The sequence below is a fragment of the Pseudomonas sp. PB106 genome, from assembly GCF_009764645.1.
In the GTDB taxonomy this organism is placed as follows: Bacteria; Pseudomonadota; Gammaproteobacteria; order Pseudomonadales; family Pseudomonadaceae; genus Aquipseudomonas.
Genome location: NZ_RWIM01000037.1, coordinates 1 through 22,832, shown reverse-complemented (window position 1 = coordinate 22,832; position 22,832 = coordinate 1). Strand labels below are relative to the sequence as shown.

The 22,832-nt window shown below is 59.7% G+C and carries 22 protein-coding genes; 12 read left to right on the top strand and 10 right to left on the bottom strand.

What is annotated here, in order from left to right:
• The first annotated feature begins 35 nt into the window (after positions 1 to 35).
• Entirely contained in the window at positions 36 to 503 is a 468-nt protein-coding gene (cynS, locus tag EJA71_RS05900; RefSeq protein WP_158955129.1) for a cyanase, read from the top strand.
• Positions 504 to 563: 60 nt separating this feature from the next.
• Entirely contained in the window at positions 564 to 1,223 is a 660-nt protein-coding gene (locus EJA71_RS05895; RefSeq protein ID WP_158955127.1) for a carbonic anhydrase, read from the top strand.
• Positions 1,224 to 1,377: 154 nt separating this feature from the next.
• Here the strand turns inward: EJA71_RS05895 and EJA71_RS05890 are convergent, their stop codons facing one another.
• From EJA71_RS05890 to EJA71_RS05880, 4 genes are all read right to left on the bottom strand, one after another.
• The gene (locus EJA71_RS05890; protein ID WP_158955125.1) at positions 1,378 to 2,880 is read right to left on the bottom strand and encodes an aldehyde dehydrogenase family protein; all 1,503 of its coding nucleotides are present in this window, start codon (positions 2,878 to 2,880) and stop codon (positions 1,378 to 1,380) included.
• 151 nt (positions 2,881 to 3,031) lie between these two features.
• Positions 3,032 to 4,312, bottom strand: a complete 1,281-nt coding sequence (locus tag EJA71_RS05885; protein WP_158955123.1) for an HAAAP family serine/threonine permease — start codon at positions 4,310 to 4,312, stop codon at positions 3,032 to 3,034.
• A 254-nt stretch (positions 4,313 to 4,566) separates the two neighbouring features.
• On the bottom strand, positions 4,567 to 4,737 hold the full coding sequence (locus EJA71_RS27340; protein WP_163005230.1) for a hypothetical protein: 171 nt from the start codon (positions 4,735 to 4,737) through the stop codon (positions 4,567 to 4,569).
• 50 nt (positions 4,738 to 4,787) lie between these two features.
• Entirely contained in the window at positions 4,788 to 4,982 is a 195-nt protein-coding gene (locus tag EJA71_RS05880; RefSeq protein ID WP_158955121.1) for a hypothetical protein, read from the bottom strand.
• Positions 4,983 to 5,189: 207 nt separating this feature from the next.
• On the opposite strand from EJA71_RS05880, the gene EJA71_RS05875 reads away from it, so the two are divergent.
• From EJA71_RS05875 to EJA71_RS05860, 4 genes are all read left to right on the top strand, one after another.
• The gene (locus EJA71_RS05875; RefSeq protein WP_158955119.1) at positions 5,190 to 5,573 is read left to right on the top strand and encodes a tautomerase family protein; all 384 of its coding nucleotides are present in this window, start codon (positions 5,190 to 5,192) and stop codon (positions 5,571 to 5,573) included.
• Between the two features lie 115 nt (positions 5,574 to 5,688).
• Complete coding sequence (locus tag EJA71_RS05870) at positions 5,689 to 6,657, top strand: 2-hydroxyacid dehydrogenase (protein WP_158955117.1); 969 nt, start codon at positions 5,689 to 5,691, stop codon at positions 6,655 to 6,657.
• Positions 6,658 to 6,891: 234 nt separating this feature from the next.
• On the top strand, positions 6,892 to 7,959 hold the full coding sequence (locus tag EJA71_RS05865; RefSeq protein ID WP_158955115.1) for a phosphotransferase family protein: 1,068 nt from the start codon (positions 6,892 to 6,894) through the stop codon (positions 7,957 to 7,959).
• A gap of 22 nt (positions 7,960 to 7,981) precedes the next feature.
• Complete coding sequence (locus EJA71_RS05860; protein ID WP_007911074.1) at positions 7,982 to 8,749, top strand: SDR family oxidoreductase; 768 nt, start codon at positions 7,982 to 7,984, stop codon at positions 8,747 to 8,749.
• Between the two features lie 127 nt (positions 8,750 to 8,876).
• Here the strand turns inward: EJA71_RS05860 and EJA71_RS05855 are convergent, their stop codons facing one another.
• The 3 genes from EJA71_RS05855 to EJA71_RS05845 form a co-directional block, all read right to left on the bottom strand.
• Positions 8,877 to 9,470, bottom strand: a complete 594-nt coding sequence (locus EJA71_RS05855) for a trimeric intracellular cation channel family protein (protein WP_256671480.1) — start codon at positions 9,468 to 9,470, stop codon at positions 8,877 to 8,879.
• Between the two features lie 977 nt (positions 9,471 to 10,447).
• A complete protein-coding gene (locus EJA71_RS05850) occupies positions 10,448 to 10,705 on the bottom strand; it encodes a DUF1652 domain-containing protein (RefSeq protein WP_158955111.1) in 258 nt (85 codons plus the stop codon).
• Between the two features lie 136 nt (positions 10,706 to 10,841).
• Positions 10,842 to 12,338 carry a helix-turn-helix transcriptional regulator gene (locus EJA71_RS05845; protein WP_158955109.1) on the bottom strand — a complete coding sequence of 499 codons (1,497 nt, stop codon included), beginning with the start codon at positions 12,336 to 12,338 and terminating at the stop codon, positions 10,842 to 10,844.
• A 251-nt stretch (positions 12,339 to 12,589) separates the two neighbouring features.
• Here EJA71_RS05845 and EJA71_RS05840 point away from each other — a divergent pair, with 251 nt between their 5' ends.
• Entirely contained in the window at positions 12,590 to 12,799 is a 210-nt protein-coding gene (locus EJA71_RS05840; RefSeq protein ID WP_158955107.1) for a hypothetical protein, read from the top strand.
• Between the two features lie 73 nt (positions 12,800 to 12,872).
• Here EJA71_RS05840 and EJA71_RS05835 read toward each other — a convergent pair whose 3' ends face one another.
• On the bottom strand, positions 12,873 to 14,156 hold the full coding sequence (locus EJA71_RS05835; protein WP_158955105.1) for a Zn-dependent hydrolase: 1,284 nt from the start codon (positions 14,154 to 14,156) through the stop codon (positions 12,873 to 12,875).
• A gap of 136 nt (positions 14,157 to 14,292) precedes the next feature.
• Positions 14,293 to 15,777 (bottom strand): NCS1 family nucleobase:cation symporter-1, encoded by a 1,485-nt coding sequence (locus tag EJA71_RS05830; protein ID WP_158955103.1) that lies wholly within the window; start codon positions 15,775 to 15,777, stop codon positions 14,293 to 14,295.
• A 625-nt stretch (positions 15,778 to 16,402) separates the two neighbouring features.
• On the opposite strand from EJA71_RS05830, the gene hydA reads away from it, so the two are divergent.
• The 3 genes from hydA (at position 16,403) to preA (ending at position 20,647) form a co-directional block, all read left to right on the top strand.
• Complete coding sequence (gene hydA, locus EJA71_RS05825) at positions 16,403 to 17,842, top strand: dihydropyrimidinase (RefSeq protein ID WP_158955101.1); 1,440 nt, start codon at positions 16,403 to 16,405, stop codon at positions 17,840 to 17,842.
• Between the two features lie 162 nt (positions 17,843 to 18,004).
• On the top strand, positions 18,005 to 19,372 hold the full coding sequence (locus EJA71_RS05820; protein ID WP_158955099.1) for an NAD(P)-dependent oxidoreductase: 1,368 nt from the start codon (positions 18,005 to 18,007) through the stop codon (positions 19,370 to 19,372).
• Positions 19,373 to 20,647 carry an NAD-dependent dihydropyrimidine dehydrogenase subunit PreA gene (preA, locus tag EJA71_RS05815; RefSeq protein WP_158955097.1) on the top strand — a complete coding sequence of 425 codons (1,275 nt, stop codon included), beginning with the start codon at positions 19,373 to 19,375 and terminating at the stop codon, positions 20,645 to 20,647. It abuts the gene before it with no gap.
• A gap of 141 nt (positions 20,648 to 20,788) precedes the next feature.
• Here preA and EJA71_RS05810 read toward each other — a convergent pair whose 3' ends face one another.
• Complete coding sequence (locus EJA71_RS05810; RefSeq protein ID WP_027613201.1) at positions 20,789 to 21,409, bottom strand: TetR/AcrR family transcriptional regulator; 621 nt, start codon at positions 21,407 to 21,409, stop codon at positions 20,789 to 20,791.
• A 138-nt stretch (positions 21,410 to 21,547) separates the two neighbouring features.
• Between EJA71_RS05810 and copC the strand changes: the two genes are divergently transcribed.
• Entirely contained in the window at positions 21,548 to 21,910 is a 363-nt protein-coding gene (copC, locus tag EJA71_RS05805) for a copper homeostasis periplasmic binding protein CopC (protein WP_158955095.1), read from the top strand.
• A gap of 3 nt (positions 21,911 to 21,913) precedes the next feature.
• Positions 21,914 to 22,771, top strand: coding sequence for a copper homeostasis membrane protein CopD (gene copD, locus EJA71_RS05800; protein WP_158955094.1), 858 nt, complete (start codon positions 21,914 to 21,916; stop codon positions 22,769 to 22,771).
• Positions 22,772 to 22,832 lie beyond the last annotated feature (61 nt).

Genomic DNA, 22,832 nt, shown 5'->3' with positions numbered 1-22,832 from the left:
CCACACAGCAAGCCATCCCTGAAAGGAGTGACACCATGCAACAGTCCCACGCCTACAACGACAACAGCCTGGCCCTGACCACCCGCATTCTCGACGCCAAGGCACGCAAAGATCTGTCGTGGCAGGATCTCGCTGACGGCACCGGCCTCAGCCTGGCCTACGTCACCGCCGCCCTGCTCGGTCAGCATCCATTGCCGGAAAACGCTGCCCAGGTGGTTGGCGACAAGCTTGAACTGGACGCCGATGATGTTGCAGCCATGCAGATCATTCCCCTGCGTGGCAGCCTCAGCGGTGTGCCGACCGACCCGACCATCTACCGCTTCCACGAGATGATCCAGATCTACGGCACCACCCTCAAAGCGCTGGTTCACGAGCAGTTCGGCGACGGCATCATCAGTGCCATCAACTTCAAACTGGACATCAAGAAAGTCGAAGACCCGGAAGGTGGCTCCCGCGCCGTGGTCACCCTCGACGGCAAATTCCTGCCCCTGCGTCCGTTCTGATGTGCCCCGGCCCGCACCCCGAGTGCGGGCCCTCCGATCTCCATCCAAGAGGACACGCACATGAAAGCCCTGATAGACGGTTTCCTGAAATTCCAGAACGAAGCCTTCCCGCAACGCACCGAACTGTTCAAACACCTGGCGACCACCCAGCAACCCGGAACCTTGTTCATCACCTGTTCCGACAGCCGCGTGGTGCCGGAACTGCTGACCCAGCAAGAACCCGGCGAACTGTTCGTCATCCGTAACGCCGGCAATATCGTGCCGTCCTACAGCCCGCATCCGGGCGGCGTTTCGGCGACGGTGGAATATGCCGTGGCGGTGCTTGGCGTGACCGACATCGTGATCTGCGGTCACTCCGATTGCGGGGCAATGACCGCCATTGCCAAGTGCAAATGCATGGATCACCTGCCCGCTGTCAGTGGCTGGCTGCAACATGCCGAGTCGGCGAAAGTGATGAATGAAGCGCGCACGCATGCCAGTGATGCAGCGAAGTTGAGTTCAATGGTGCGCGAAAACGTGATCGCGCAATTGGCGAACATCCAGACCCACCCGAGCGTGCGTCTGGCTCAGGAAAAAGGCCTGCTGAACCTGCATGGCTGGGTGTATGACATCGAGACCGGCTCGATCGATGCGCTGTCCTCGGACCGCCGCACCTTTGTACCGCTGGCCGAACAACCGGCGACGTGTGCGGTTTACGCAAACAGCGCTGACGCAGCCTGAAACACCCCTGTAGGAGCTGCCGAAGGCTGCGATCTTTTGATCGTTCCCACGCTCTGCGTGGGAATGCCTCTGGGGACGCTCCGCGTCCAGTGACACGGAGCGTCACGGGCTGCGTTCCCACGCTGGAGCGTGGGAACGATCAGTGCCCGCCAGATCAGCGTTTTACCGTGAGATCGACCTGAGTCATGCGGCTGCGCACGGTAAACACACCGTCGCCCGAAAGAATCGCACTGCGCGCAAACAGCCGCCCGCTTTCCCAGTTCGAAAGCCCCAGTTCCGGTTTATTCAGCGCGTACTGACCATCCACCCACCGGGTGATGCCATTGCCCACGAACGGCGCGTTTACCGCGTTGTAAAAACGCTCCTGAGCCGCGGCATCCTCACTGATCAAGGACACAGTGAATTGCGGGCTGTAGCGGTTGAACAGCGCAATCGCCTGATCCAGATGATCAACAATCATCAGGCTGACTTCCGGAGTTTCTTCCCATTCCCACTCGCGGCCCAACTCGGACTCGGCCAAAGGTTCAGCCTGCGCTTCAGTCCGATAACCCTCGGCGCGATAGACTTCGACCGTTGCGTTCTGCCAGTCGCTCGGCAGACAGTCTTGACTGCCTTCGACAATGTGCAATTTGCAGCCCTGCCCCCGAGCAGTGCCAGCCTGCTGCAATGCATCGAGGAATAACGGCACCAGTTCCGCCGCACGCTCGCGCTGGATCAGGCAGACATTCAGGGTGTTGCACACCTTGCGATCCAGTGAGTTGCGCACCACGGCGGCGAAGCGCTTGGCATCGGCCTCACGATCGGCAATCAGCCACGCCCCACCGGTGCCGTGCAGGCTCACGGCGGTGCCGGCCTGCTGCGCGATGCTGCCCAGTTGACTGACCGCACGCCCGGAGCCGCGCGCCACCGCCAGCGATAAACGCCGATCGGCAAACATCGCCCAACCGGCGGCATGATTGACACTTTCCACCAGCGACACCGCACCAGCCGGCAAACCGGCATCGGCCAATGCCGGGTTCAAGGCGTGGGTGACGATAGCTTGTGCCGTGCCCAACGCATCGCTGCCAATGCGCAGCACCGCAGTGTTGCCGGTACGCAAGACGCCGGCGGCATCGGCAAACACGTTCGGCCGACCTTCAAAGACAAACGCGACAATGCCCAGTGGCGAAACCACTTGCTCGACCTTCCAGCCGTCGTGTTCGACGCTGCTGATGACTTTGCCCCGGGTCGCGGCGGCATCACGCCAGGCACGCAGGCCGGCGATCATGTCGCGGCGCATGCGCTCATCGGCGAGCAAACGGGTGGTGGAACGACCGCGCGCCTTGGCCCGTTCGATGTCGGCCTGGTTGGCGGCTTCGATCTGCGCCCAGCAATCGGGAGTCTCCAGGCGCTGCGCGAAGCAATCAAAGAACTGACTGATGGCTTCATCGGAGACGGCTGACAACGCCGTGAATGCAGCAGCCGCTCGTTCTATCGCCACGGACGCCGCTTGTTGATCCGCCACCGGAATCAGCAGCAGCTCGCCGCTGACCTGCTCGATCAACAGATGGTCACCGGGCTGAAAACGCGCGGCCAGTTCGGGGCTGACCACGGTGACGCGGTTTCCAGCGAAAGGGATCGGCGTGCCAGCAACCAGACGTTCGAGTGCAAGAGACATGAAGCGGATTCACCATGCAGAGAGCGGCCGGAAAATGTAGCGGATTCACCGCCGAAATACACCTGCTCAATCGACGTTTTCCAGACGAAAAAAAGCCGCTGTGCGCATCACGCACAGCGGCTTTTGTTACGGCAATGTCTGCGCTTTTGGCTTACGCCGTCAGCGAGTAAATCAACGCCGAAATCGCCACCAGACCCACGGCAGTGACAAACACGTTCGACGCCTGACCACGATAACGCGCCATCGCCGGCACTTTACGGATCGCGTACATCGGCATCAGGAACAGGATCGCCGCGATGACCGGGCCACCGATGGTTTCGATCATGCCGAGAATGCTCGGGTTCAGGGTCGCGACGATCCAGCACACCACCAGCATGAACGCCGCAACGATGCGATCCAGTGCCTTGGCGCTCGGACGCTTGCCGCTCTTGACGATCAAACCTTTGAGCCCTTCACTGGCACCGATGTAGTGGCCAAGGAACGACTTGGAGATCGCCACGAAGGCAATCAACGGTGCTGCGAACGCGATGGTCGGATTGCTGAAATGGTTGGCCAGGTACGACAGGATCGACAGGTTCTGCGCTTTCGCTTCAGCCAGTTGTTCCGGCGACAGGGTCAACACGCAGCTGAAGACGAAGAACAGCACCATCAGCACCATCAACGCGTGTGCGCGGGACAGGATCTGCGAGCTGCGCTCTTCGGCATGCGCGCCGTAACGACGCTTCTGGTCGACGGCGAATGCCGAGATGATCGGCGAGTGGTTGAACGAGAACACCATCACCGGGATGGCCAGCCACAGCGTGTGCAGCAAGGCCGACGGTGCCGGCACGTGCGACGCGGTGGCGAGGATGCCGCCGTTCCAGTGCGGGATCAGGTACACCGCCAGAAACAGCAGCGCAACGATGAACGGATAGACCATCAGGCTCATGGCCTTGACGATCGCCTGTTCGCCGCAACGCACCACGGCCAGCAGACCGAGGATCAGCACGAACGACAACAGCGCGCGCGGTGGCGGTGTGATGTGCAGTTGATGTTCGAGGAAACTGGCGACCGTGTTGGTCAGGCCGACGCTGTAGATCAGCAGGATCGGGAAAATCGCGAAGAAGTACAGCAATGTGATCAGTGCGCCGGCCTTGATGCCGAAATGCTGCTCGACCACTTCGGTGATGTCAGCGCCTTCACGACCGGACAGCACAAAGCGGGTCAGGCCACGGTGTGCGTAGAACGTCATCGGGAACGCCAGCAGCGCGAGGATCACCAGTGGCCAGAAACCACCGAGACCTGCGTTGATCGGCAAAAACAGGGTGCCGGCGCCGATGGCCGTCCCAAACAGTCCCAACATCCAGGTGGTGTCCTGGCGATTCCAGCTCGACAGCTCGGCTGGTGCTGCTGCGTCAAAGCGCTGGTCGACGCTTTTGGCCTGATCATTCATCCGGTCGGATCTCCGCATTCCGGTCACTTGCCACTCGGTCAGGACGCGTCGGAAAAAACCGACAGACATGCTCCGGCCGAAACAGGGGCGCGATTCTCCGCGATAAATCAACAGAAGCAAAGACTTAGCTGAGGAATGGTTGTGCAGAGCAGATCAGCGGATTGTCGTTTTGAGGAATATACCTGTCGTAAACGAGTACGCTCATTGTCGTTTTCTGAACGGTATCTGCGCGTCGCCTTACCACGAAAACCAGATCAGATCGATCGACCCAACAGGAATCCAAGTGACCAGCAAAAGATTCCAAACGCCAGCGTCGCCCAGACCGGGAACATATCGCCTTTGTTTTTAATACGCACTCTTTCAGCCCACTCATCGTGTTCCCGCTCCATTTCTTCCATTCTGGCTTTGCGATCATAGGTACTCATGTTGATGTCCTTTTTGGTACGTGGGTCTGAAAGGAGTGAAATGCGAACAATCAAAGCTTGAAGAAAACCCCTGCTATCGCAGTGACTGCTGTCGCCACCCCCGCTAATACTGCGAGCGGATAGAAACTCGTCTCTCTATTAAGCTTTTTCTCTTCCGCCAGAAGCTTTTGCCTTTCAGCCACAAGCTTCCTTGATTCGTTCTCCAGCCTTTCGAGCTCCAGATATTCACGATTGTCCTTGAGCATTCGCCTTCCTTGGCTGTAGCAATCGCTGACGGGCAGCCTTGTTCCCTTATGATTTCGCACTCATCGATTGCCCGATAGCAGACCGATCTGCCAGATTCGTAGGCAGAATCCGCGAATTTCGTAGGTAGCCTCAGACACCGAAATACTTTCATTCTGGCCGGTATGATCTAGCGTGAGAGAAGCCCCCTACCCCCCGGAGCCCGCGCCATGCCCCTCGTCCGCGTCGACATCCAGCACAACCCCGATCCCACCTTCGCCAAACGCGTCGGCGAACATATCTATGCCGCGCTGCGCAGCTGTATCGATGTGCCCGAGCACGACAATTTCCAGATCCTTGCCGAGCATGACGCTCAACACTTCGTCTACGACCCGCAATACCTCGGCATCCAGCGCAGCGACGGCGTGGTGTTCATTCAGATCACCATCAGCGAAGGCCGCTCGGTGGAAAAGAAACAGCTGCTGTTCAAAACCATCGCCGAAAGCCTGCACACGCATCTGGCGGTGCGGATGGAAGACGTCTTCATCAATTTGCTGGAAGTCAAAAAAGAAAACTGGTCATTTGGTAACGGCATCGCCCAATACGTGACTTGAGACGCCGCTACACTGCTTGAAGCAGCGCCGCGGCCAGCATTGCCAAACCGCTCTGGAATCAGCACTCTGACACGACTTTCGCGACCGAACCGCCCTTGATCTCAGGAGCCGCGCAATGCCCGCCACCGTTCTGGTACTGGTTGAAACCATCAATGACTATTTACCGATTCTCGAACATCAGGGCTTTCACCTGATTCTGGCGCCGACGCCAGCCGAACGTGCCCAAGCCATCGCCACCCACGGCAGTCGCATCGATGCGGTGCTGACCCGTGGCCCGCTGGGCCTGACCGCCGCCGAAATCGCTGCGCTGCCAGCCCTGCGGATCATCACCGTGATCGGCGCCGGTTATGAACAGGTCGATTTGCAAGCCGCCAGTGATCGCGGGATCACCGTGACCAATGGCGCCGGGGTCAACGCCTCGTCAGTGGCCGACCATGCCATGGCCATGCTGCTGGCGCTGGTGCGCGATATTCCCCGTTGCGATGCGGCGGTTCGCCGAGGTGAATGGCCGAAAATCATGCGTCCGTCGCTGGCCGGCAAACGCCTGGGAGTTCTCGGTTTGGGTGCGGTGGGCCTGGCAATCGCCAAACGTGCCAACCTCGGTTTCGACATGCAGATCAGCTATCACAGCCGCCAGGTGCGCAACGAGGTGCCGTACACCTTCTGCTCGACACCGACCGAACTGGCGCGCGCCTCGGACTTTCTGATCGTCGCCACGCCCGGCGGCATCGGCACTCAGCATCTGGTCACCCGGGCCGTGCTCGATGCGCTTGGGCCGAACGGCTTTATCGTCAACATTGCCCGCGCCAGTGTGATTGCCACGGCGGATCTGATCACGGCCCTTGAACAACGAAAAATTGCCGGTGCGGCACTGGATGTATTCGACCACGAACCGCAAGTGCCGGATGCGCTGAAATCCCTCAGCAACGTATTGCTCACGCCTCACGTTGCCGGTCTGTCGCCAGAGGCCACCCAAGGCACAGTCGAACTGGTGGGCAAAAACCTCGTCGCGTTTTTCTCCGGGCAACCGGTGCTCACCCCGATTGCCCTCCCGCCAAAACTCAGCAACCAACGCGTGCACTGATCTGACTGACCTGTAGGAGCTGCCGGAGGCTGCGATCTTTTGATCTTGCTTTTATAAGATCAAAAGATCGCAGCCTTCGGCAGTTCCTACACGGTGGGCTCTTGTGCTTATTCGGAACGCTGATTATCCGGCAACACGCTAACCTATAAGACCGCACCGCGCTTGTGAGCAATCGGGCGCGCCATTAGATTAGCCAATGATGTCTGGCCTCCAAAATAAGCAGAAGGGATAAGCATGGCGCTTACTGACCAGTCCACCCGTATTCGCTCTGGCGAAGAACTCGATGCCAGCCTGATCGACCCGTACCTCAAGGCGCACATTCCGGGCCTCACCGGCACACCGCAGATCAGCCAGTTCCCCGGCGGTGCATCGAACCTGACTTATCTTCTGGAATACCCAGGCCAGGAATTCGTCCTGCGCCGCCCGCCGTTCGGCCACAAGGCCAAATCCGCCCACGACATGGGCCGCGAATTCCGCATCCTCAATCAATTGCGCGACGCTTTCCCGTATTGCCCGAAAGCCTACGTGCACTGCACCGACGAATCGGTGATCGGCGCCGAGTTCTACGTGATGGAACGGGTCAACGGCATCATCCTGCGCTCGGAACTGCCGCCGGAACTGGGCCTCGATTCGGCAAAAACCGAAGCGTTGTGCAAGAGCTTTATTGACCGCTTCGTAGAACTGCACCGCGTTGACTACAACGCCTGCGGCCTCGGCGATCTGGGCAAACCGCAAGGCTACGTCGCCCGCCAGATCAAAGGCTGGAGCGAGCGCTACGAAAAAGCCCTGACACCCGATGCGCCGCATTGGCAAGCGGTGAAAGCCTGGCTCAACGACAAGATGCCGGCCGACCATCCGACCTCCAGCATCGTTCATAACGACTATCGCTTCGACAACGTCATTCTCGACCCGAACAACCCGATGCAGATCATCGGTGTGCTCGACTGGGAACTGACCACCCTCGGCGATCCGCTGATGGACTTGGGCAACACCCTCGCCTATTGGATTCAGGCCGATGATCCGGCGCCGGTGCAACTGATGCGTCGCCAGCCGAGCCACGCGCCAGGCATGCTGACGCGTCGCGAGTTCGTCGATTACTACGCCGAACGCTCAGGCATCCAGATCGACAATTTCGACTTCTACTACACCTACGGCCTGTTCCGTCTGGCCGGCATCGTGCAGCAGATCTACTACCGCTTCTACCATGGCCAGACCCAGGACAAACGCTTCGCGCAGTTCATTCACATGAACAAACTGCTGGAGCAAATGAGCCTGCAAGTCATCGCGAAATCGAGCCTCTGACGGCCCACACCAAGGAACCCCTATGTCCAAGACTCAGTTGTTCGACCTCGACGGCAAAATCGCTTTCGTTTCCGGCGCCAGCCGTGGCATCGGTGAAGCCATCGCCAAACTGTTGGCCCAGCAAGGTGCCCACGTGATCGTGTCGAGCCGCAAACTCGACGGCTGCCAGCATGTCGCCGACGCGATTATCGCCGCTGGCGGCAAAGCGACTGCCGTGGCGTGCCACATCGGTGAAATGGAGCAGATTGCCCAGGTGTTCGCCGGGATCAAGGAACAGTTCGGCCGCCTCGACATTCTGGTCAACAACGCCGCGACCAACCCGCAATTCTGCAACGTTCTCGACACCGATCTCGGTGCGTTCCAGAAGACCGTCGACGTGAACATTCGCGGCTACTTCTTCATGTCCGTGGAAGCCGGCAAGCTGATGCGTGAGAACGGTGGCGGCAGCATCATTAACGTTGCGTCGATCAACGGTATTTCCCCGGGGATTTTCCAGGGCATCTATTCGGTGACCAAAGCGGCGGTGATCAACATGACCAAAGTCTTCGCCAAGGAATGCGCGCAGTTCGGCATCCGCTGCAACGCCCTGCTGCCAGGCCTGACCGACACCAAGTTCGCCTCGGCACTGGTGAAGAACGATGCAATCCTCAAGCAGGCATTGACGCAAATTCCGCTCAAGCGCGTGGCCGATCCGAGTGAAATGGCTGGTGCGGTGCTGTATTTGGCCAGTGATGCGTCGAGTTACACCACGGGTGTTGCGTTGAATGTGGATGGTGGGTTTCTGTCCTGATCCCGCTCAAATATAGACCTGATCCCGCCCCTGTAGGAGCTGCCGAAGGCTGCGATCTTTTGACTTGGATTTTTGCCGATCAAGATCAAAGGATCGCAGCCTTCGGCAGCTCCTACAGGGAAAGGATTCAGCCTTGGACCTTGGGCAACTGCCAGCCAAAATGCACCGACAGCAAGCGCAACGCCAGACACGCCGCCCCCGCCAGCAATGCCGCCGCCACCGGTGAGACACCCAGCCTGCGCCCGATGATCAACACCGCCGCACCGACAAACGCCGAACTCGCATACAAATCCGCCTGCAACACCACCGGTATCCGCGCCAGCACAATGTCGCGAATCACCCCGCCACCAACGCCGGTGATCGTGCCCATCAACATCGCCACAAACGGCGTAATGCCGAAATTCAACGCCTTCTGCGCACCGGCCACGGCAAACAGCGCAAGGCCCGCCGCATCCAGCACGATCAAGGTCGAACCGGACCATCCCAGTACCTGCTCATGAAAAACAAACGCCAGCCCGCCCATGAAGAACGCCAGGGCCGGATAGCGCCAGTCGGCCACGGCATTGGGCGGCGTGGCGCCGATCAGCAAGTCGCGAGTCACCCCGCCGCCGAGCGCGACGATGAACGCAATCACCATCACCCCGAGCAAGTCGAGCTGACTGCGCATCGCCGCAATGGCACCTTCCACCGCGAACACCGCGGTGCCGACCAGGTCGGCCACCAGCACAATCCGCTCAACCCGGGACTTACGCCCCGCCGGCGCTATTGCGTGACGCAACGGGTGGTGGTGATGTGACGAGTGACCTGCCCGTCGGCATACATATCACCGGCAACCTCGGTGTTTTCAAGGACCTGGCAAGTACGTTCCGGCGGAGGAGGCGGTGCGACAGGTGGAGGTGGCGGCGGACTGGCACAGCCCGCCAACAGCACAACAAAAAAAGCCAACGGCAACACGCGTTTCCCAGGATTGTTCATAGGACGACCCGCGATAAATGAAAGAGCCACTCCCGCGCCTGAACCGACCACGAGAGACCTGACCACTCATTCTTTATAGCCGACGGGCCCGCATGTGCCAGTAAAGCGCCGTATTGGAGGTTAATGGCTGTCGATTTTGCGTGAGAGATCGAAAGGGTGCGCAGATTCAAATGTGTAGGGCCAGACAGACCGCCTTCGCGAGCAAGCTCGCTCCCACATTCCGGTGTGGTCCATCTGATAGGAATGGGTCCGCTAAGAGACCGCAATCGCAGGCAAGTCGAATCGTCGCATCCCAGCTCGCACAATGTTGAGCTGTGAACACCCCATGCGGCGCAGCCGCCCCACTCAACAATGAGCGCAAGCTCGAGTACCGCTTTTGATCTTGATCTCGGAGCCCGTCGGCAGGCTGAGTGGAGGGATTGATCCGGGGGTGGGAGCGCAGCGACCGTTTGGCGCAGCCAAACACAGCGAGAGGAGGTGCAGCGAAGCAAACCGGAGGCGCTGCGCCCGGATCGATCCCGAAGCGAAGGAACCCGAGCCACAGCGAGGGCCGAACGTCAGGGTGAAAGACCTTTGGTTCCTTTGGGCTGGGCCGGCACTCCGGCGTTTGCCAAAGGGACTCGCCGTAAGGGCGAAACCCTAAGTGGCCGTTACCGAAACAACGGATATGTACACCTCACACCCCAGAGCATGGCCGGCCCAAAGGCCGCCAAGATCCAAGACCTAAACCAAATCCGGATCCCGAGAAGACCGCAAAGAATTACTCCCCAACTCATACCGCAACTCTTCAATCAACGCCTCGACCGACCCCGGCGTACGCAACGCATCCAGCTTCAGCCCACTGATCACCAGATCCACCTGCCCCGAGACCGGGTGATAAAGCTTCACCGTCAAAGAATGATCACCATCCACCAGACACTCACACGCCAGCGGCGAGAAACTCCGCTCAAGCTGCGCGCGCAACTGCGCAAGATTCATCATTACGGCTGTCCTTCAGTTACTTCAGAGGGGACACGATCACCAGCCCAACAGGCTCGTATCGCACCCCACCAGACTAAGAACAGTCCCCCTCCACCAATACCTCCATTTGCACCAGTTGAACTAGTGCATTTGCACCTTAGCGCTGGCCCTTGGTACCTGAGTCCCCGGAGAACAAGCCGCGCTCCCGCGCCCAGACAATCGCCTCGCTGCGGCTGTGCACATCGAGCTTGGAATACACCGTTGCCACGTGGTTGCGCACCGTGTTGAGCGCCAGTTTCAGGCGAGCAGCGATCTCCTTGTCCGCCAACCCTTCGCAGATCAGCCCGAGCACATCGCGCTCCCGCGTCGTCAGATCAGTGAACGACACGCTAGGCAGTTGCGGCGAGTTAACCTTCTTCACATTGGCCAGTTTTTCGATCAGCGTGCGGCTGAACCACGAAGCATCCTTCATCACCTCTTCAATCGCCGCCACCAACTCAAGCTCGGTGCGTTTGCGTTCGGTGATGTCCATCAGCACCAGCAGATAACACGGCGTGTCCTGAATATTGACAGTGTCGGCTGACAGCGCGCATTCGAGCACATCGCCGTCCTTCTTGCGCACTTGCACGTCAACCCGGTTGACCCTCCCACTGTTCTCCAAGGCCGTCAGCAATCGCGCACGGGCGCCGTTGTCGCTGATGAAGTCGAGCTGCGTGACGGTTTTACCGGACACCTCCTCACTGTCGTAAGCCAGGGTTTCGAGAAACGCCTGATTTACATCGATCACCTGCTGCGTGTCGGCGCTGCAGATCAGAATCGGCACCGGTGTCAGGCGGAAAGCCTTGGCAAAGCGTTCTTCACTTTGGCGCAACGCCACCTCAGCCTTGTGCCGCATCTCCATGTCGACGAAGGAGAACAACATGCAGTCCTCGTCGTTGAGCAGAAGCGGTTGGCCGGCGACGATCACCTGTTTGCTGCTGCCATCGGGCAGGCGCAGTTCGGCCTGCATTTGCGGAATGGTCGCCACGTCGCGCAAGCGTTGAATCGCCAGATCCCGCTGCTCGGCTCGCTCGTAGATGTCGATTTCATAGGCCGAAGTGCCGATCACCTGATCGCGGCTGTAGCCGGTCATTTCCAGAAAGCCCGGATTGACCTTGATGTAACGCAGATCGCTGAGGCGGCAGATCACTGCCGGAGCCGGGTTGGCGTTGAAGGTCTTTTCGAAGCGCTGCTCGGCGTTGGCCCAGTCCGTGACGTCACTCATGATCAGTACCAGCGACTCGGGCTGACCTTCGCGATCGGTGAGGATCATGCTGCGCACACTGTGCACCCAGGTGCGCTCCGGGTCATCGGTCGGCGACACTTCGATCAGCACATCATTGAAACTCTCACAGCGCGCCACGCGGCTGATCGGGTAGTTTTCGGCGGTGATCGCGTGATTGTTGCGATAGCGCAGATTGAACAGCTTGGCGTACTCGTCGGCATTGTGGCCCAGGTCGGTGATCCGGCTCACACCGTGCATGGACAGCGCGGCTTCGTTGGCCCAAAGAATGCTCTGATCCAGCTCCAGCAGGATCACCCCGTCGGACAGCCCGGCGATGATCTGCTGCAACTGGCGGCGATTGGTTTCGGTGGTCAGGACTTCCTGGCTCATTGGATCTCCACAAGTGATGCGCCATGTGATGAGTACGACCGCAGGGGTCGGTGATCGTGCCGAGCCGATACTTTTGGAACAACCCTCCTGTGGGGTTTGATGTTTAAAAACCAAGATCAAAAGATCGCAGCGTTCGGCAGCTCCTACAGGGATAGGTGCATTCGCGACTTACGGGTTTGTCGTCTAACGTTACCCCCTCATCGGACTGAGCCCCTGCCAGCTTCACCGGGCTCTTGATCAAGGAGAGACTGATGACGTCGCGTCGCAACATTGAACAGACCTATCGCACCTGGTCCAGCCCCATTTTGCTGGAGCTGAAAAAGCGTGAACACCAAATGGCGCCGTTCGAGCGTCAGGCGCTGGAGAATGTTTTGGTGGAGAGGCGGTTGCTGGATATCGGCAATCCGCAGGGCAATGACCGGCGCACAAGTGCCGCAAGCAAAAAAGACCGCCCCGGCTGATCACTTCACTCACCTGAATAACTAAAACCCTGTGGGAGTTGGCTTGCCAGCTCCCACAGGTTATGCCGTGATTTCAGGCAGCACGCTGTCCGGTCGCCACCGCTGCCGACGCCGCCAGCATCGCCCGCAACAACACCGCACACCCCGCCGCCAGATCTTCCGGCGCGGCGTTTTCGATTTCGTTATGGCTGATGCCGCCCTCACAGGGCACGAAAATCATTCCCGCCGGACCAAGTTCGGCAAGGAAAATCGCGTCGTGACCGGCGCCGCTGACGATGTCCATGTGCGACAGGCCCAAACCTTTTGCCGCGCCGCGCACCGCTTCCACGCAGCCCTTTTCGAAGTACAGCGGCGGGAAGTCAGCGGTGGGTGTCAGTTCGTAAGTGAGGCCATGTTCTTCGCAGGTGGCTTCGATGACTTGCTTCACCTCGGCGATCATCGAGTCCAGCCGTGCCGGTTCCAGATGACGGAAATCGAGGGTCATGCGCACTTCGCCGGGAATGACGTTGCGCGAGCCGGGATAGGCCTGCAGGCAGCCGACGGTGCCGCAGGCGTGAGGTTGGTGTCCGAGGGCGGCACGGTTGACGGCGCCGACGATCACCGAGGCGCCGACCAAGGCATCTTTACGCAAGTGCATCGGGGTCGGGCCGGCGTGGGCTTCGACACCGCGCAGTTTCAGGTCGAACCATTTCTGCCCCAGCGCGCCGAGCACCACGCCGATGGTTTTCTGTTCGTCTTCAAGGATCGGGCCTTGTTCAATGTGCGCTTCGAAGTAGGCACCGACCTTGTGCCCACTGACCTTGCGCGAGCCGGCGTAGCCGATGGCATTCAGTGCTTCGCCGACCGTGATGCCCTCGGCATCGACTTTGGCGAGGGTTTCTTCGAGGGTAAATTTCTCGGCGAACACGCCGGAGCCCATCATGCACGGGGCGAAGCGCGAGCCTTCTTCGTTGGTCCAGACCACCACTTCCAGCGGCGCTTCGGTTTCCACTTTAAGGTCGTTAAGGGTGCGCAGGACTTCGACGCCAGCGAGTACACCGAAGCAGCCGTCGAACTTGCCGCCGGTGGGTTGGGTGTCGATGTGGCTGCCGGTCATCACTGGCGGCAGGTCGGGATTGCGCCCCGGGCGACGGGCAAAGATGTTGCCGACTTCATCGACCGTGACGCTGCATCCGGCGTCCTTGCACCATTGCACGAACAGGTCGCGGGCCTGACGGTCAAGGTCAGTCAGGGCCAGGCGACAGACCCCGCCCTTGACCGTGGCGCCGAGCTTGGCCAGTTCCATGAGCGACGCCCACAGGCGATCGCGGTTGATGTGCTGATGGGTCGATTGCAGAACGTCTACGGCTGCGTTCATGGGGATCTCCTCAGTGTTGATGCCGATAGTTCCCACGCTCTGCGTGGGAACTCATCCATGGACGCTCTGCGTCCGCTGTTAGGACGCAGAGCGTCCCGGGCTGCATTCCCACGCAGAGCGTGGGAACGATCATGAGTTACACCGCTGTTTTTACGACTGAAGGCTGCGCCCGCATCACGCACAACCCGTAATAAATAATCCCGCCCAACGCCGAACCAGTGAACCAGCCATAGCTGTAAAACCAGCTGAACGCATCACTGCCCAGCGACATCACGGTCAGCACCACCGGCACACCGAACGCAACAAAACCAGCCCAGTTCCACGCTGGATAGACGTCATCGCGGTACAGACCGGTCAAATCCAGTTGCTGTTTCTTGATCAGGAAATAATCCACGACCATGATCCCGGCAATCGGCCCGAGCAGGCTCGAATAACCGAGTAACCAGTTGGAATAGACGCTTTCCAGGCTCACGTCGGAAACAATCCAGCCGAGCTTTTTCAGCAACTCATGGCCCATCAGCAACAGCCCGACCAACCCGGTCAGCAACACCGCTTTGGTGCGGTTGATCACCTTGGGGGCGATGTTTTGAAAGTCGTTGGTCGGCGAAACAATGTTCGCGGCGGTGTTGGTCGAGAGCGTGGCGATGATGATCAGCGCCATCGCCACTGCGACCCACACCGGGCTCTGGATATGGCCGATCAGCGTCACCGGATCGGACACCGTGACACCGACCAGTTTCACCGAGGCGGCCGTCATCACCACGCCCAGCGCAGCGAACAGGAACATGGTCAGCGGCAGGCCGATGATCTGCCCGAGAATCTGGTCCTTCTGGCTTTTGGCATAGCGGCTGAAGTCAGGAATGTTCAGCGACAGCGTGGCCCAGAAACCGACCATCGCCGTCAGCCCGGCGGCAAAGTAGCCGTAGACGCTGGCACCTTCGGGGCGTTTGGCCGGAATCGCCATCAACTCGGTCATCGACACATTGGGCATCGCCCACATCAGCAGGCCGATGCCGACCGCCACCAGCAACGGCGCGGATAACGTTTCCAGCCACTTGATCGACTCGGCGCCGCGAATGACCACCCACAGGTTCAACGCCCAGAACACCATGAAGCCGATCACCTCCCCGGTGCCGCCGAGGGATTTCCAGCCCTCGAACACCGAGCCGAGAAACAGGTGAATCGCCAACCCGCCGAACATCGTTTGAATGCCGAACCAGCCACACGCCACCAGCGCGCGGATCAGGCACGGTACGTTGGAGCCGAGAATCCCGAACGATGAGCGCAGCAACACCGGAAAAGGAATGCCGTACTTGGTGCCAGGGAATGCGTTGAGCGTCAGCGGAATCAGCACAATGATGTTGGCGAACAGAATCGCCAGCAGCGCTTCGCCAACGCTCAAACCGAAGTACGCCGTCAGCACGCCGCCGAGGGTGTAAGTCGGCACGCAGATCGACATGCCGACCCACAGCGCGGTGATGTGCCATTTGTTCCAGGTTCGTTCGTGCACCTTGGTCGGTGCCATGTCGTGGTTGTAACGGGGACTGTCGAGGACGTCGCTGCCGGCTTCGAGTTCGAACAAGCCGTCGCGCTCGGTCACTTGCGATCTGTTCTGTTGCATGGCCGCTCCACTGTTCTTCTGATTATTTTTTTGCTCATCAGGCGGCTGGCACACGCAGGTGCAAACCGGACGATGGCCGGAGGAACTGACAACTTTCGTGCACCGGCCACGGTGTCAGCGGCGGCATCAATAAACGTGCCGAGTGCCCCGCTTGCGCATCGGGCCGAGCGTTAAACGCTTTGCAACTTTCTGATATTCATCATTTTTAATTATTCACCGGTTGAGTTCGCGGAAACTTGTCTGGGTGCTCAGGCTAAACACTTGGCAAGTTGTCCGAACAGACAGGACTCAAACTGGTGCACGCTATTTATTTTCATTGTGAGCGCGCCGCTGCAGCTCAACTTCAAGCGGCTGATTTCACATACAAAATCTTGCTCATATTTCCATCCTGTCAAGTGCGTCAAAATGGTGAACGGCCTCACCATTTTGGTGATTTTCGATTTTTATCATTATTTTTCAACCACTTAAAACAGTCATAAGCTTATAAAAAATATTCTTGATCTATTCCAAATCTGCGACTAGCTTCTATTCCTGACAGCGATGACAGGAATACAGCCTGCAACGCTGTCTATCAATAAAACATCTAGAACCGGCACAAGTCGGTCATGCCTGCGAGGAACTCGGAATGTCTCTGTTGATCCGTGGCGCCACCGTTGTTACCCATGATGAAAGTTACCGCGCCGACGTCTATTGCGCTGACGGCGTGATCAAAGCCATCGGTGAAAACCTTGATATTCCCGCCGGAGCCGAAGTGCTCGACGGCAGCGGCCAATACCTGATGCCCGGCGGCATCGATCCGCACACCCACATGCAACTCCCGTTCATGGGCACCGTGGCCAGCGAAGACTTCTACAGCGGCACCGCTGCGGGTCTGGCCGGCGGCACGACCTCAATCATCGATTTTGTGATTCCCAATCCGCAGCAGTCGCTGATGGAAGCATTTCATCAGTGGCGCGGCTGGGCGGAAAAGTCCGCCTCCGACTATGGCTTCCACGTCGCGATCACTTGGTGGAGCGAGCAGGTGCGCGAAGAAATGGCCGAACTGGTCAGCCATCACGGCATCAACAGCTTCAAGCATTTCATGGCGTACAAGAACGCGATCATGGCCGCCGATGACACGTTGGTGGCGAGTTTCGAGCGCTGTCTGGAACTCGGCGCCGTGCCGACCGTGCATGCAGAAAACGGCGAGTTGGTGTATCACCTGCAACGCAAGTTGATGGCCCAAGGCATCACCGGCCCGGAGGCGCATCCGCTGTCGCGGCCATCGCAGGTTGAAGGGGAAGCGGCGAGCCGGGCGATTCGCATCGCTGAAACCATTGGCACGCCGTTGTACCTGGTGCATGTCTCGACCAAGGAAGCCCTCGACGAAATCACCTATGCGCGCAGCAAGGGTCAGCCGGTGTACGGCGAAGTGCTGGCCGGGCATTTGCTGCTCGATGACAGCGTCTATCAACACCCGGACTGGCAGACCGCTGCCGGTTACGTGATGAGCCCACCGTTCCGTCCACGCGGTCATCAGGAAGCGCTGTGGCACGGACTGCAAAACGGCAATCTGCACACCACCGCCACTGACCACTGCTGTTTCTGCGCCGAGCAGAAAGCTGCCGGGCGCGACGACTTCAGCAAGATTCCCAACGGCACCGCTGGCATTGAAGATCGCATGGCGGTGTTGTGGGATGAGGGGGTTAACTCCGGGCGTTTGTCGATGGAGGATTTCGTCGCGCTGACCTCCACCAATACCGCGAAGATTTTCAATCTCTATCCGCGCAAAGGTGCGATTCGCGTTGGCGCCGATGCTGACCTGGTGCTGTGGGATCCGCAGGGTACGCGCACCATTTCCGCCAAGACCCACCATCAGCAGGTGGACTTCAACATCTTCGAGGGCAAGACCGTGCGCGGCGTGCCGAGCCACACCGTCAGCCAGGGCCGTCTGGTCTGGGCCGATGGCGACCTGCGCGCCGAGCGCGGCGCCGGGCGGTATATCGAACGGCCGGCGTACCCGGCGGTGTTTGATTTGCTGAGCAAGCGGGCTGAGCAACATAAGCCAGTTGCTGTGAAACGCTGATAGCGGCCTTCGGCCTATCGCTGGCAAGCCAGCTCCCACAAGGTTTTGTGAACACCATAGATCCCTGTGGGAGCTGGCTTGCCAGCGATGAGGCCATCCCGAACGACACAAAACCCACTGCCCATCAGAGGCAGAGAACCTCAAAAACCGAGGCAAAAAACCGTGATCGAGACCCTGAACCATCTCCCCCACCCGCACGAAAGCGCGGCCGCCCTCGCCGGGCATTTCACCGATCTGGCGCCGCCGCTCAATGACCGCCAGGCACATCTGGAAGCCTCGCGCTGCCTGTATTGCTACGACGCGCCGTGCGTGAATGCGTGCCCGAGCGAGATCGATATCCCTTCGTTCATCCGCAATATCCATCAGGACAACGTGCCCGGCGCCGCGCAGAAAATTCTTTCGGCGAACATCCTCGGTGGCAGTTGCGCACGGGTCTGTCCGACCGAAATCCTTTGTCAGCAAGCCTGCGTGCGCAACAACGCCCACGAATGTGCGCCAGTGCTGATCGGCCTGCTGCAACGCTACGCCGTCGACAACGCGCACTTCAGCGAGCACCCGTTCCAGCGCGCCGCCGCCACCGGCAAACGCATTGCTGTGGTCGGTGCCGGGCCGGCCGGGTTGTCCTGCGCGCATCGCAGCGCCATGCACGGTCATGACGTGGTGATTTTCGAAGCGCGGGAGAAGGCTGGCGGCCTCAACGAATACGGAATTGCCAAGTACAAACTGGTCGACGACTACGCGCAGAAGGAGCTGGATTTCCTCCTGCAAATCGGCGGCATCGAGATTCGTCACGGGCAGAAACTCGGCGAGAATCTGACCCTCAGCGAACTGCATCATCAGTTTGACGCGGTGTTCCTCGGCCTCGGTCTCAACGCCAGCAAACAACTCGGCCTGGCCCACGAAGATGCACCGGGCCTGCTCGCGGCCACCGATTACATCCGCGAACTGCGTCAGGCCGATGACCTCACGCAACTGCCGCTGGCCGAGCGCTGCATCGTCCTCGGCGCCGGCAACACGGCGATCGACATGGCCGTGCAAATGGCACGCCTCGGTGCTCGCGATGTCAATCTGGTGTATCGCCGTGGCGCCGCCGACATGGGCGCCACCGGCCACGAACAGGACATTGCCAAAGCCAATCAGGTGCGCCTGCTGACCTGGGCGCAACCGGAAGAAGTGCTGCTCGACGATCAAGGCCACGTGCGCGGCATGCGTTTCGCCCGCACCGATCTGGTCGACGGTCGTCTGCAAACCACCGGTGAAACCTTCGAACTGGCCGCTGATGCCATCTTCAAAGCCATCGGCCAGGCCTTCGACGGCAGTGCACTCGCCGACCCGCTGGCCCGTGAACTCAAGCGTCAGGGCGAACGCATTCAGGTCGATGAAAACCTGCGCACCAGCATTCCCGGTGTGTATGCCGGCGGCGATTGCACCAGTCTCGACCAAGACCTCACCGTGCAAGCCGTGCAGCACGGCAAACTCGCCGCCGAGGCGATCAACGCGCAACTGATGCTCAACGTGGAGGCTGCGTAAATGGCCGATCTCTCGATAGTCTTCGCTGGCATCAAAGCGCCGAATCCGTTCTGGCTGGCCTCTGCGCCACCGACCGACAAAGCCTACAACGTCGTCCGTGCTTTCGAGGCGGGCTGGGGTGGCGTGGTCTGGAAAACCCTCGGCGAAGATCCGGCGGCGGTCAACGTTTCGTCGCGTTACTCGGCGCACTACGGCAACAACCGTGAAGTGCTGGGCATCAACAACATTGAACTGATCACCGACCGTTCGCTGGAAATCAACCTGCGTGAAATCACTCAGGTAAAGAAGGACTGGCCGGATCGCGCGCTGATCGTTTCGCTGATGGTGCCGTGCGTCGAGGAGTCGTGGAAACACATTCTGCCGCTGGTGGAAGCCACCGGTGCTGACGGTATCGAGCTGAACTTCGGCTGCCCCCACGGCATGCCGGAGCGCGGCATGGGCGCGGCGGTCGGACAGGTGCCGGAGTACGTCGAGCAGGTGACGCGCTGGTGCAAGACTTATTGCTCGCTGCCGGTGATCGTCAAACTGACGCCGAACATCACTGACATCCGCGTCGCCGCTCGCGCCGCCCATCGCGGTGGCGCCGATGCGGTGTCGCTGATCAATACGATCAACTCGATCACCAGTGTCGATCTGGAGCACATGGTCGCCCTGCCCACCGTCGGCAGCAAAAGCACCCACGGCGGTTACTGCGGCTCGGCGGTGAAGCCGATTGCGCTGAACATGGTTGCCGAAATCGCCCGCGATCCAGAAACCCAGGGCTTGCCGATCTGCGGGATTGGCGGCATTGGCAGTTGGCGTGACGCGGCGGAATTCATGGCCCTCGGCAGCGGCGCGGTGCAGGTGTGCACGGCGGCGATGCTGCATGGTTTCCGCATTGTCGAGGAAATGAAGGACGGTCTGTCGAGGTGGATGGACAGTCAGGGTTACGCCACCATCAGTGAGTTTTCCGGGCGTGCGGTGGGCAACACCACCGACTGGAAGTACCTCGACATCAACTATCAAGTCATTGCCAAGATTGACCAGGAGGCGTGCATCGGTTGCGGGCGTTGCCACATTGCTTGCGAGGACACGTCACATCAGGCGATCGGCAGCCTCAAGCAGGCGGACGGCACGCATAAATATGAAGTGATCGATGAGGAATGTGTGGGCTGCAATCTGTGCCAGATCACCTGCCCGGTGGCGGATTGCATCGAGATGGTGCCGATGGAAACGGGCAAGCCGTTTCTCGATTGGAATCATGATCCGCGCAATCCCTACCATGTTGCGGTTTGACTGATCGTTCCCACGCTCTGCGTGGGAATGCAGCCCGGGACGCTCTGCGTCCCATTGGAACGCGGAGCGTCCCTAGAGGCATTCCCACGCAGAGCGTGGGAACGATCATGTAGGAGCTGCCGCAGGCTGCGATCTTTTGACTTAGGGCTCCAACCCGATCCCGCGCAGGATCACACTGGTCACCGTCTGCACCGCCCGCTCGAACTGCATGTCCGACAACGGCTGATGTTCATTGAGGATATTCACCTGATGATCAAAGTCGGCATAGTGCTGCGTCGACGCCCAGATCATGTACAGCAGGCTCGACGGTTCCACCGGCAGAATGCGCTTGTCCTCGACCCACTGGCGAATCTTCGCTTCCTTCATTTTCGCCCAGTCGTACAGGCTGAGATCCAGCGCCTCGCCCAACGTCGGCGCGCCGTGGATGATTTCGTTGGCCCAGACTTTCGAACCATACGGGCGACTGCGCGAGTGATTCATCTTGGCGCGGATGTAGCTGCTCAACACCACGCGCGGGTCGTCGAACATCTCGAAGCACAGCGCGTCCTGCTTCCACACTTCCAGCAGGTCGAACAGCACCGCGCTGTACAGCTCGCTCTTGGTGCTGAAGTAGTAATGCAGATTGGAGCGCGGCAACTGCACCTCGGCGGCGATATCGGCCATGGCGGTGCCACCGAAGCCTTTTTCGGCGAAGACTTTCTCCGCCGCCAAGAGGATTTTCTCGACGTTACTGCGACGAATCTCGATCTTGTGATTGCCCATGTGGGCTCCCTGACAACAACGTTGTTCAAGACTAGCATCCGCTCTGGTGCGCGGGCGAACGCTGTAAACAAAACTTCGTACTGAGGCGGGCGGATGGCTAAACTGACGTTTTTCGATCCTGCCTCAGAGGTATCCGCGATGCTGTTCAAGAACGTCATGACCACCACTGCCCTGCTCGCTTCGCTGTTCGCCGCATCCTCGGTATTCGCGCACGCCCACCTGAAAAGCCAGACCCCGGCCGCCGACAGCACCGTCGCTGCCCCGGCCGATTTGCGCCTGACCTTTTCCGAAGGCGTTGAAGCCAGTTTCACCAAAGTCACGTTGACCAAGGATGGCGCTCCGGTAGCCGTCAAGGCACTGACCACCGAAGGCGACAAGAAGATTCTCATCGTTACCCCCGCCGCGCCGCTGACCGCTGGCGAGTACAAGGTCGAATGGCACGCGGTGTCGGTCGACACGCACAAGAGTGAAGGTGCTTATCAGTTCAAGGTTGGCCAGTAATTCATGAGTGAAGCGCTGGTGCTGTGCCGCTTTGTGCATTTCATCGTGGTGTTGATGCTGTTCGGGGCCTGGCTGTTCAGGCCTTTGCTGCTCAAGGATGAAGCGCTGCAAGTCGACCGGCACGTGGCGCGACTGGCGCGCTGGCTGACCGCGATTGCGCTGGTCAGCGGGGTTGCCTGGGCGTTGTTGATTACCGCGAGCATGGCCGGTTCCGCTGCCGCCGCGTTTGATCCCGACACCGTGGCGCTGGTCTTGGGCAACACATTTTTCGGTCAGGTCTGGCGCTGGCATTTGCTGGTCAACGCGGCGCTGTTGGCCTTGTTGTTCAGCCCATGGCGCTCAAGCCTGCCATTGCGGCTGGGCTTGAGCGCCCTGCTGCTGGCGACGCTGGCCCCGGTCGGGCATGGCGCGATGCTCGATGGTTTGAGCGGGCAATTGCTGATTCTCAACCAGATCGTTCATCTGACCTGCGTGGCCGCATGGCTCGGCGGATTGTTGTTGCTGGTGATGATTCTGCGCCAGCCAACGGAACCTGTGTCGATGGTTCTGCGGCGCTTCAGTGGCGTCGGTTATGCGTTGGTCGCGGGGCTGCTGGTCAGCGGTTTGATCAACGTCCGCGTGCTGACCGGGCAGTGGTGGCCGACACCGCTGTTCAGCGGGTTTGCGTTGATTCTGTTGATCAAGGCAATGATCGTGTTGGGCATGCTTGGCCTGGCGCTGTTCAACCGTTTGCGGATTGACGATTGTGAACAGCGGATGGAGGCGCTGAGGCGCAGTGTGATGGTCGAATGGCTGCTTGGCATTGGCGCCGTCGCCGCCGTCTCCCTGCTCGGCACCCTGCCCCCGATGATCACAACCTGAAAATCAAAAGATCGCAGCCTTCGGCAGCTCCTACAGAGTACCCATGTAGGAGCTGCCGAAG

What these genes read in the sequence shown, in the direction of transcription:
- EJA71_RS27340 (WP_163005230.1), bottom strand. Translation starts at nt 4,737, where the DNA reads ATGAGTACCTATGATCGCAAAGCCAGAATGGAAGAAATGGAGCGGGAA.
- EJA71_RS05885 (WP_158955123.1), bottom strand. Translation starts at nt 4,312, where the DNA reads ATGAATGATCAGGCCAAAAGCGTCGACCAGCGCTTTGACGCAGCAGCA.
- hydA (WP_158955101.1), top strand. Translation starts at nt 16,403, where the DNA reads ATGTCTCTGTTGATCCGTGGCGCCACCGTTGTTACCCATGATGAAAGT.
- EJA71_RS05850 (WP_158955111.1), bottom strand. Translation starts at nt 10,705, where the DNA reads ATGATGAATCTTGCGCAGTTGCGCGCGCAGCTTGAGCGGAGTTTCTCG.
- EJA71_RS05830 (WP_158955103.1), bottom strand. Translation starts at nt 15,777, where the DNA reads ATGCAACAGAACAGATCGCAAGTGACCGAGCGCGACGGCTTGTTCGAA.
- EJA71_RS05870 (WP_158955117.1), top strand. Translation starts at nt 5,689, where the DNA reads ATGCCCGCCACCGTTCTGGTACTGGTTGAAACCATCAATGACTATTTA.
- preA (WP_158955097.1), top strand. Translation starts at nt 19,373, where the DNA reads ATGGCCGATCTCTCGATAGTCTTCGCTGGCATCAAAGCGCCGAATCCG.
- EJA71_RS05865 (WP_158955115.1), top strand. Translation starts at nt 6,892, where the DNA reads ATGGCGCTTACTGACCAGTCCACCCGTATTCGCTCTGGCGAAGAACTC.
- EJA71_RS05835 (WP_158955105.1), bottom strand. Translation starts at nt 14,156, where the DNA reads ATGAACGCAGCCGTAGACGTTCTGCAATCGACCCATCAGCACATCAAC.
- EJA71_RS05860 (WP_007911074.1), top strand. Translation starts at nt 7,982, where the DNA reads ATGTCCAAGACTCAGTTGTTCGACCTCGACGGCAAAATCGCTTTCGTT.
- cynS (WP_158955129.1), top strand. Translation starts at nt 36, where the DNA reads ATGCAACAGTCCCACGCCTACAACGACAACAGCCTGGCCCTGACCACC.
- EJA71_RS05880 (WP_158955121.1), bottom strand. Translation starts at nt 4,982, where the DNA reads ATGCTCAAGGACAATCGTGAATATCTGGAGCTCGAAAGGCTGGAGAAC.
- copD (WP_158955094.1), top strand. Translation starts at nt 21,914, where the DNA reads ATGAGTGAAGCGCTGGTGCTGTGCCGCTTTGTGCATTTCATCGTGGTG.
- EJA71_RS05895 (WP_158955127.1), top strand. Translation starts at nt 564, where the DNA reads ATGAAAGCCCTGATAGACGGTTTCCTGAAATTCCAGAACGAAGCCTTC.
- EJA71_RS05840 (WP_158955107.1), top strand. Translation starts at nt 12,590, where the DNA reads ATGACGTCGCGTCGCAACATTGAACAGACCTATCGCACCTGGTCCAGC.
- copC (WP_158955095.1), top strand. Translation starts at nt 21,548, where the DNA reads ATGCTGTTCAAGAACGTCATGACCACCACTGCCCTGCTCGCTTCGCTG.
- EJA71_RS05875 (WP_158955119.1), top strand. Translation starts at nt 5,190, where the DNA reads ATGCCCCTCGTCCGCGTCGACATCCAGCACAACCCCGATCCCACCTTC.
- EJA71_RS05890 (WP_158955125.1), bottom strand. Translation starts at nt 2,880, where the DNA reads ATGTCTCTTGCACTCGAACGTCTGGTTGCTGGCACGCCGATCCCTTTC.
- EJA71_RS05810 (WP_027613201.1), bottom strand. Translation starts at nt 21,409, where the DNA reads ATGGGCAATCACAAGATCGAGATTCGTCGCAGTAACGTCGAGAAAATC.
- EJA71_RS05845 (WP_158955109.1), bottom strand. Translation starts at nt 12,338, where the DNA reads ATGAGCCAGGAAGTCCTGACCACCGAAACCAATCGCCGCCAGTTGCAG.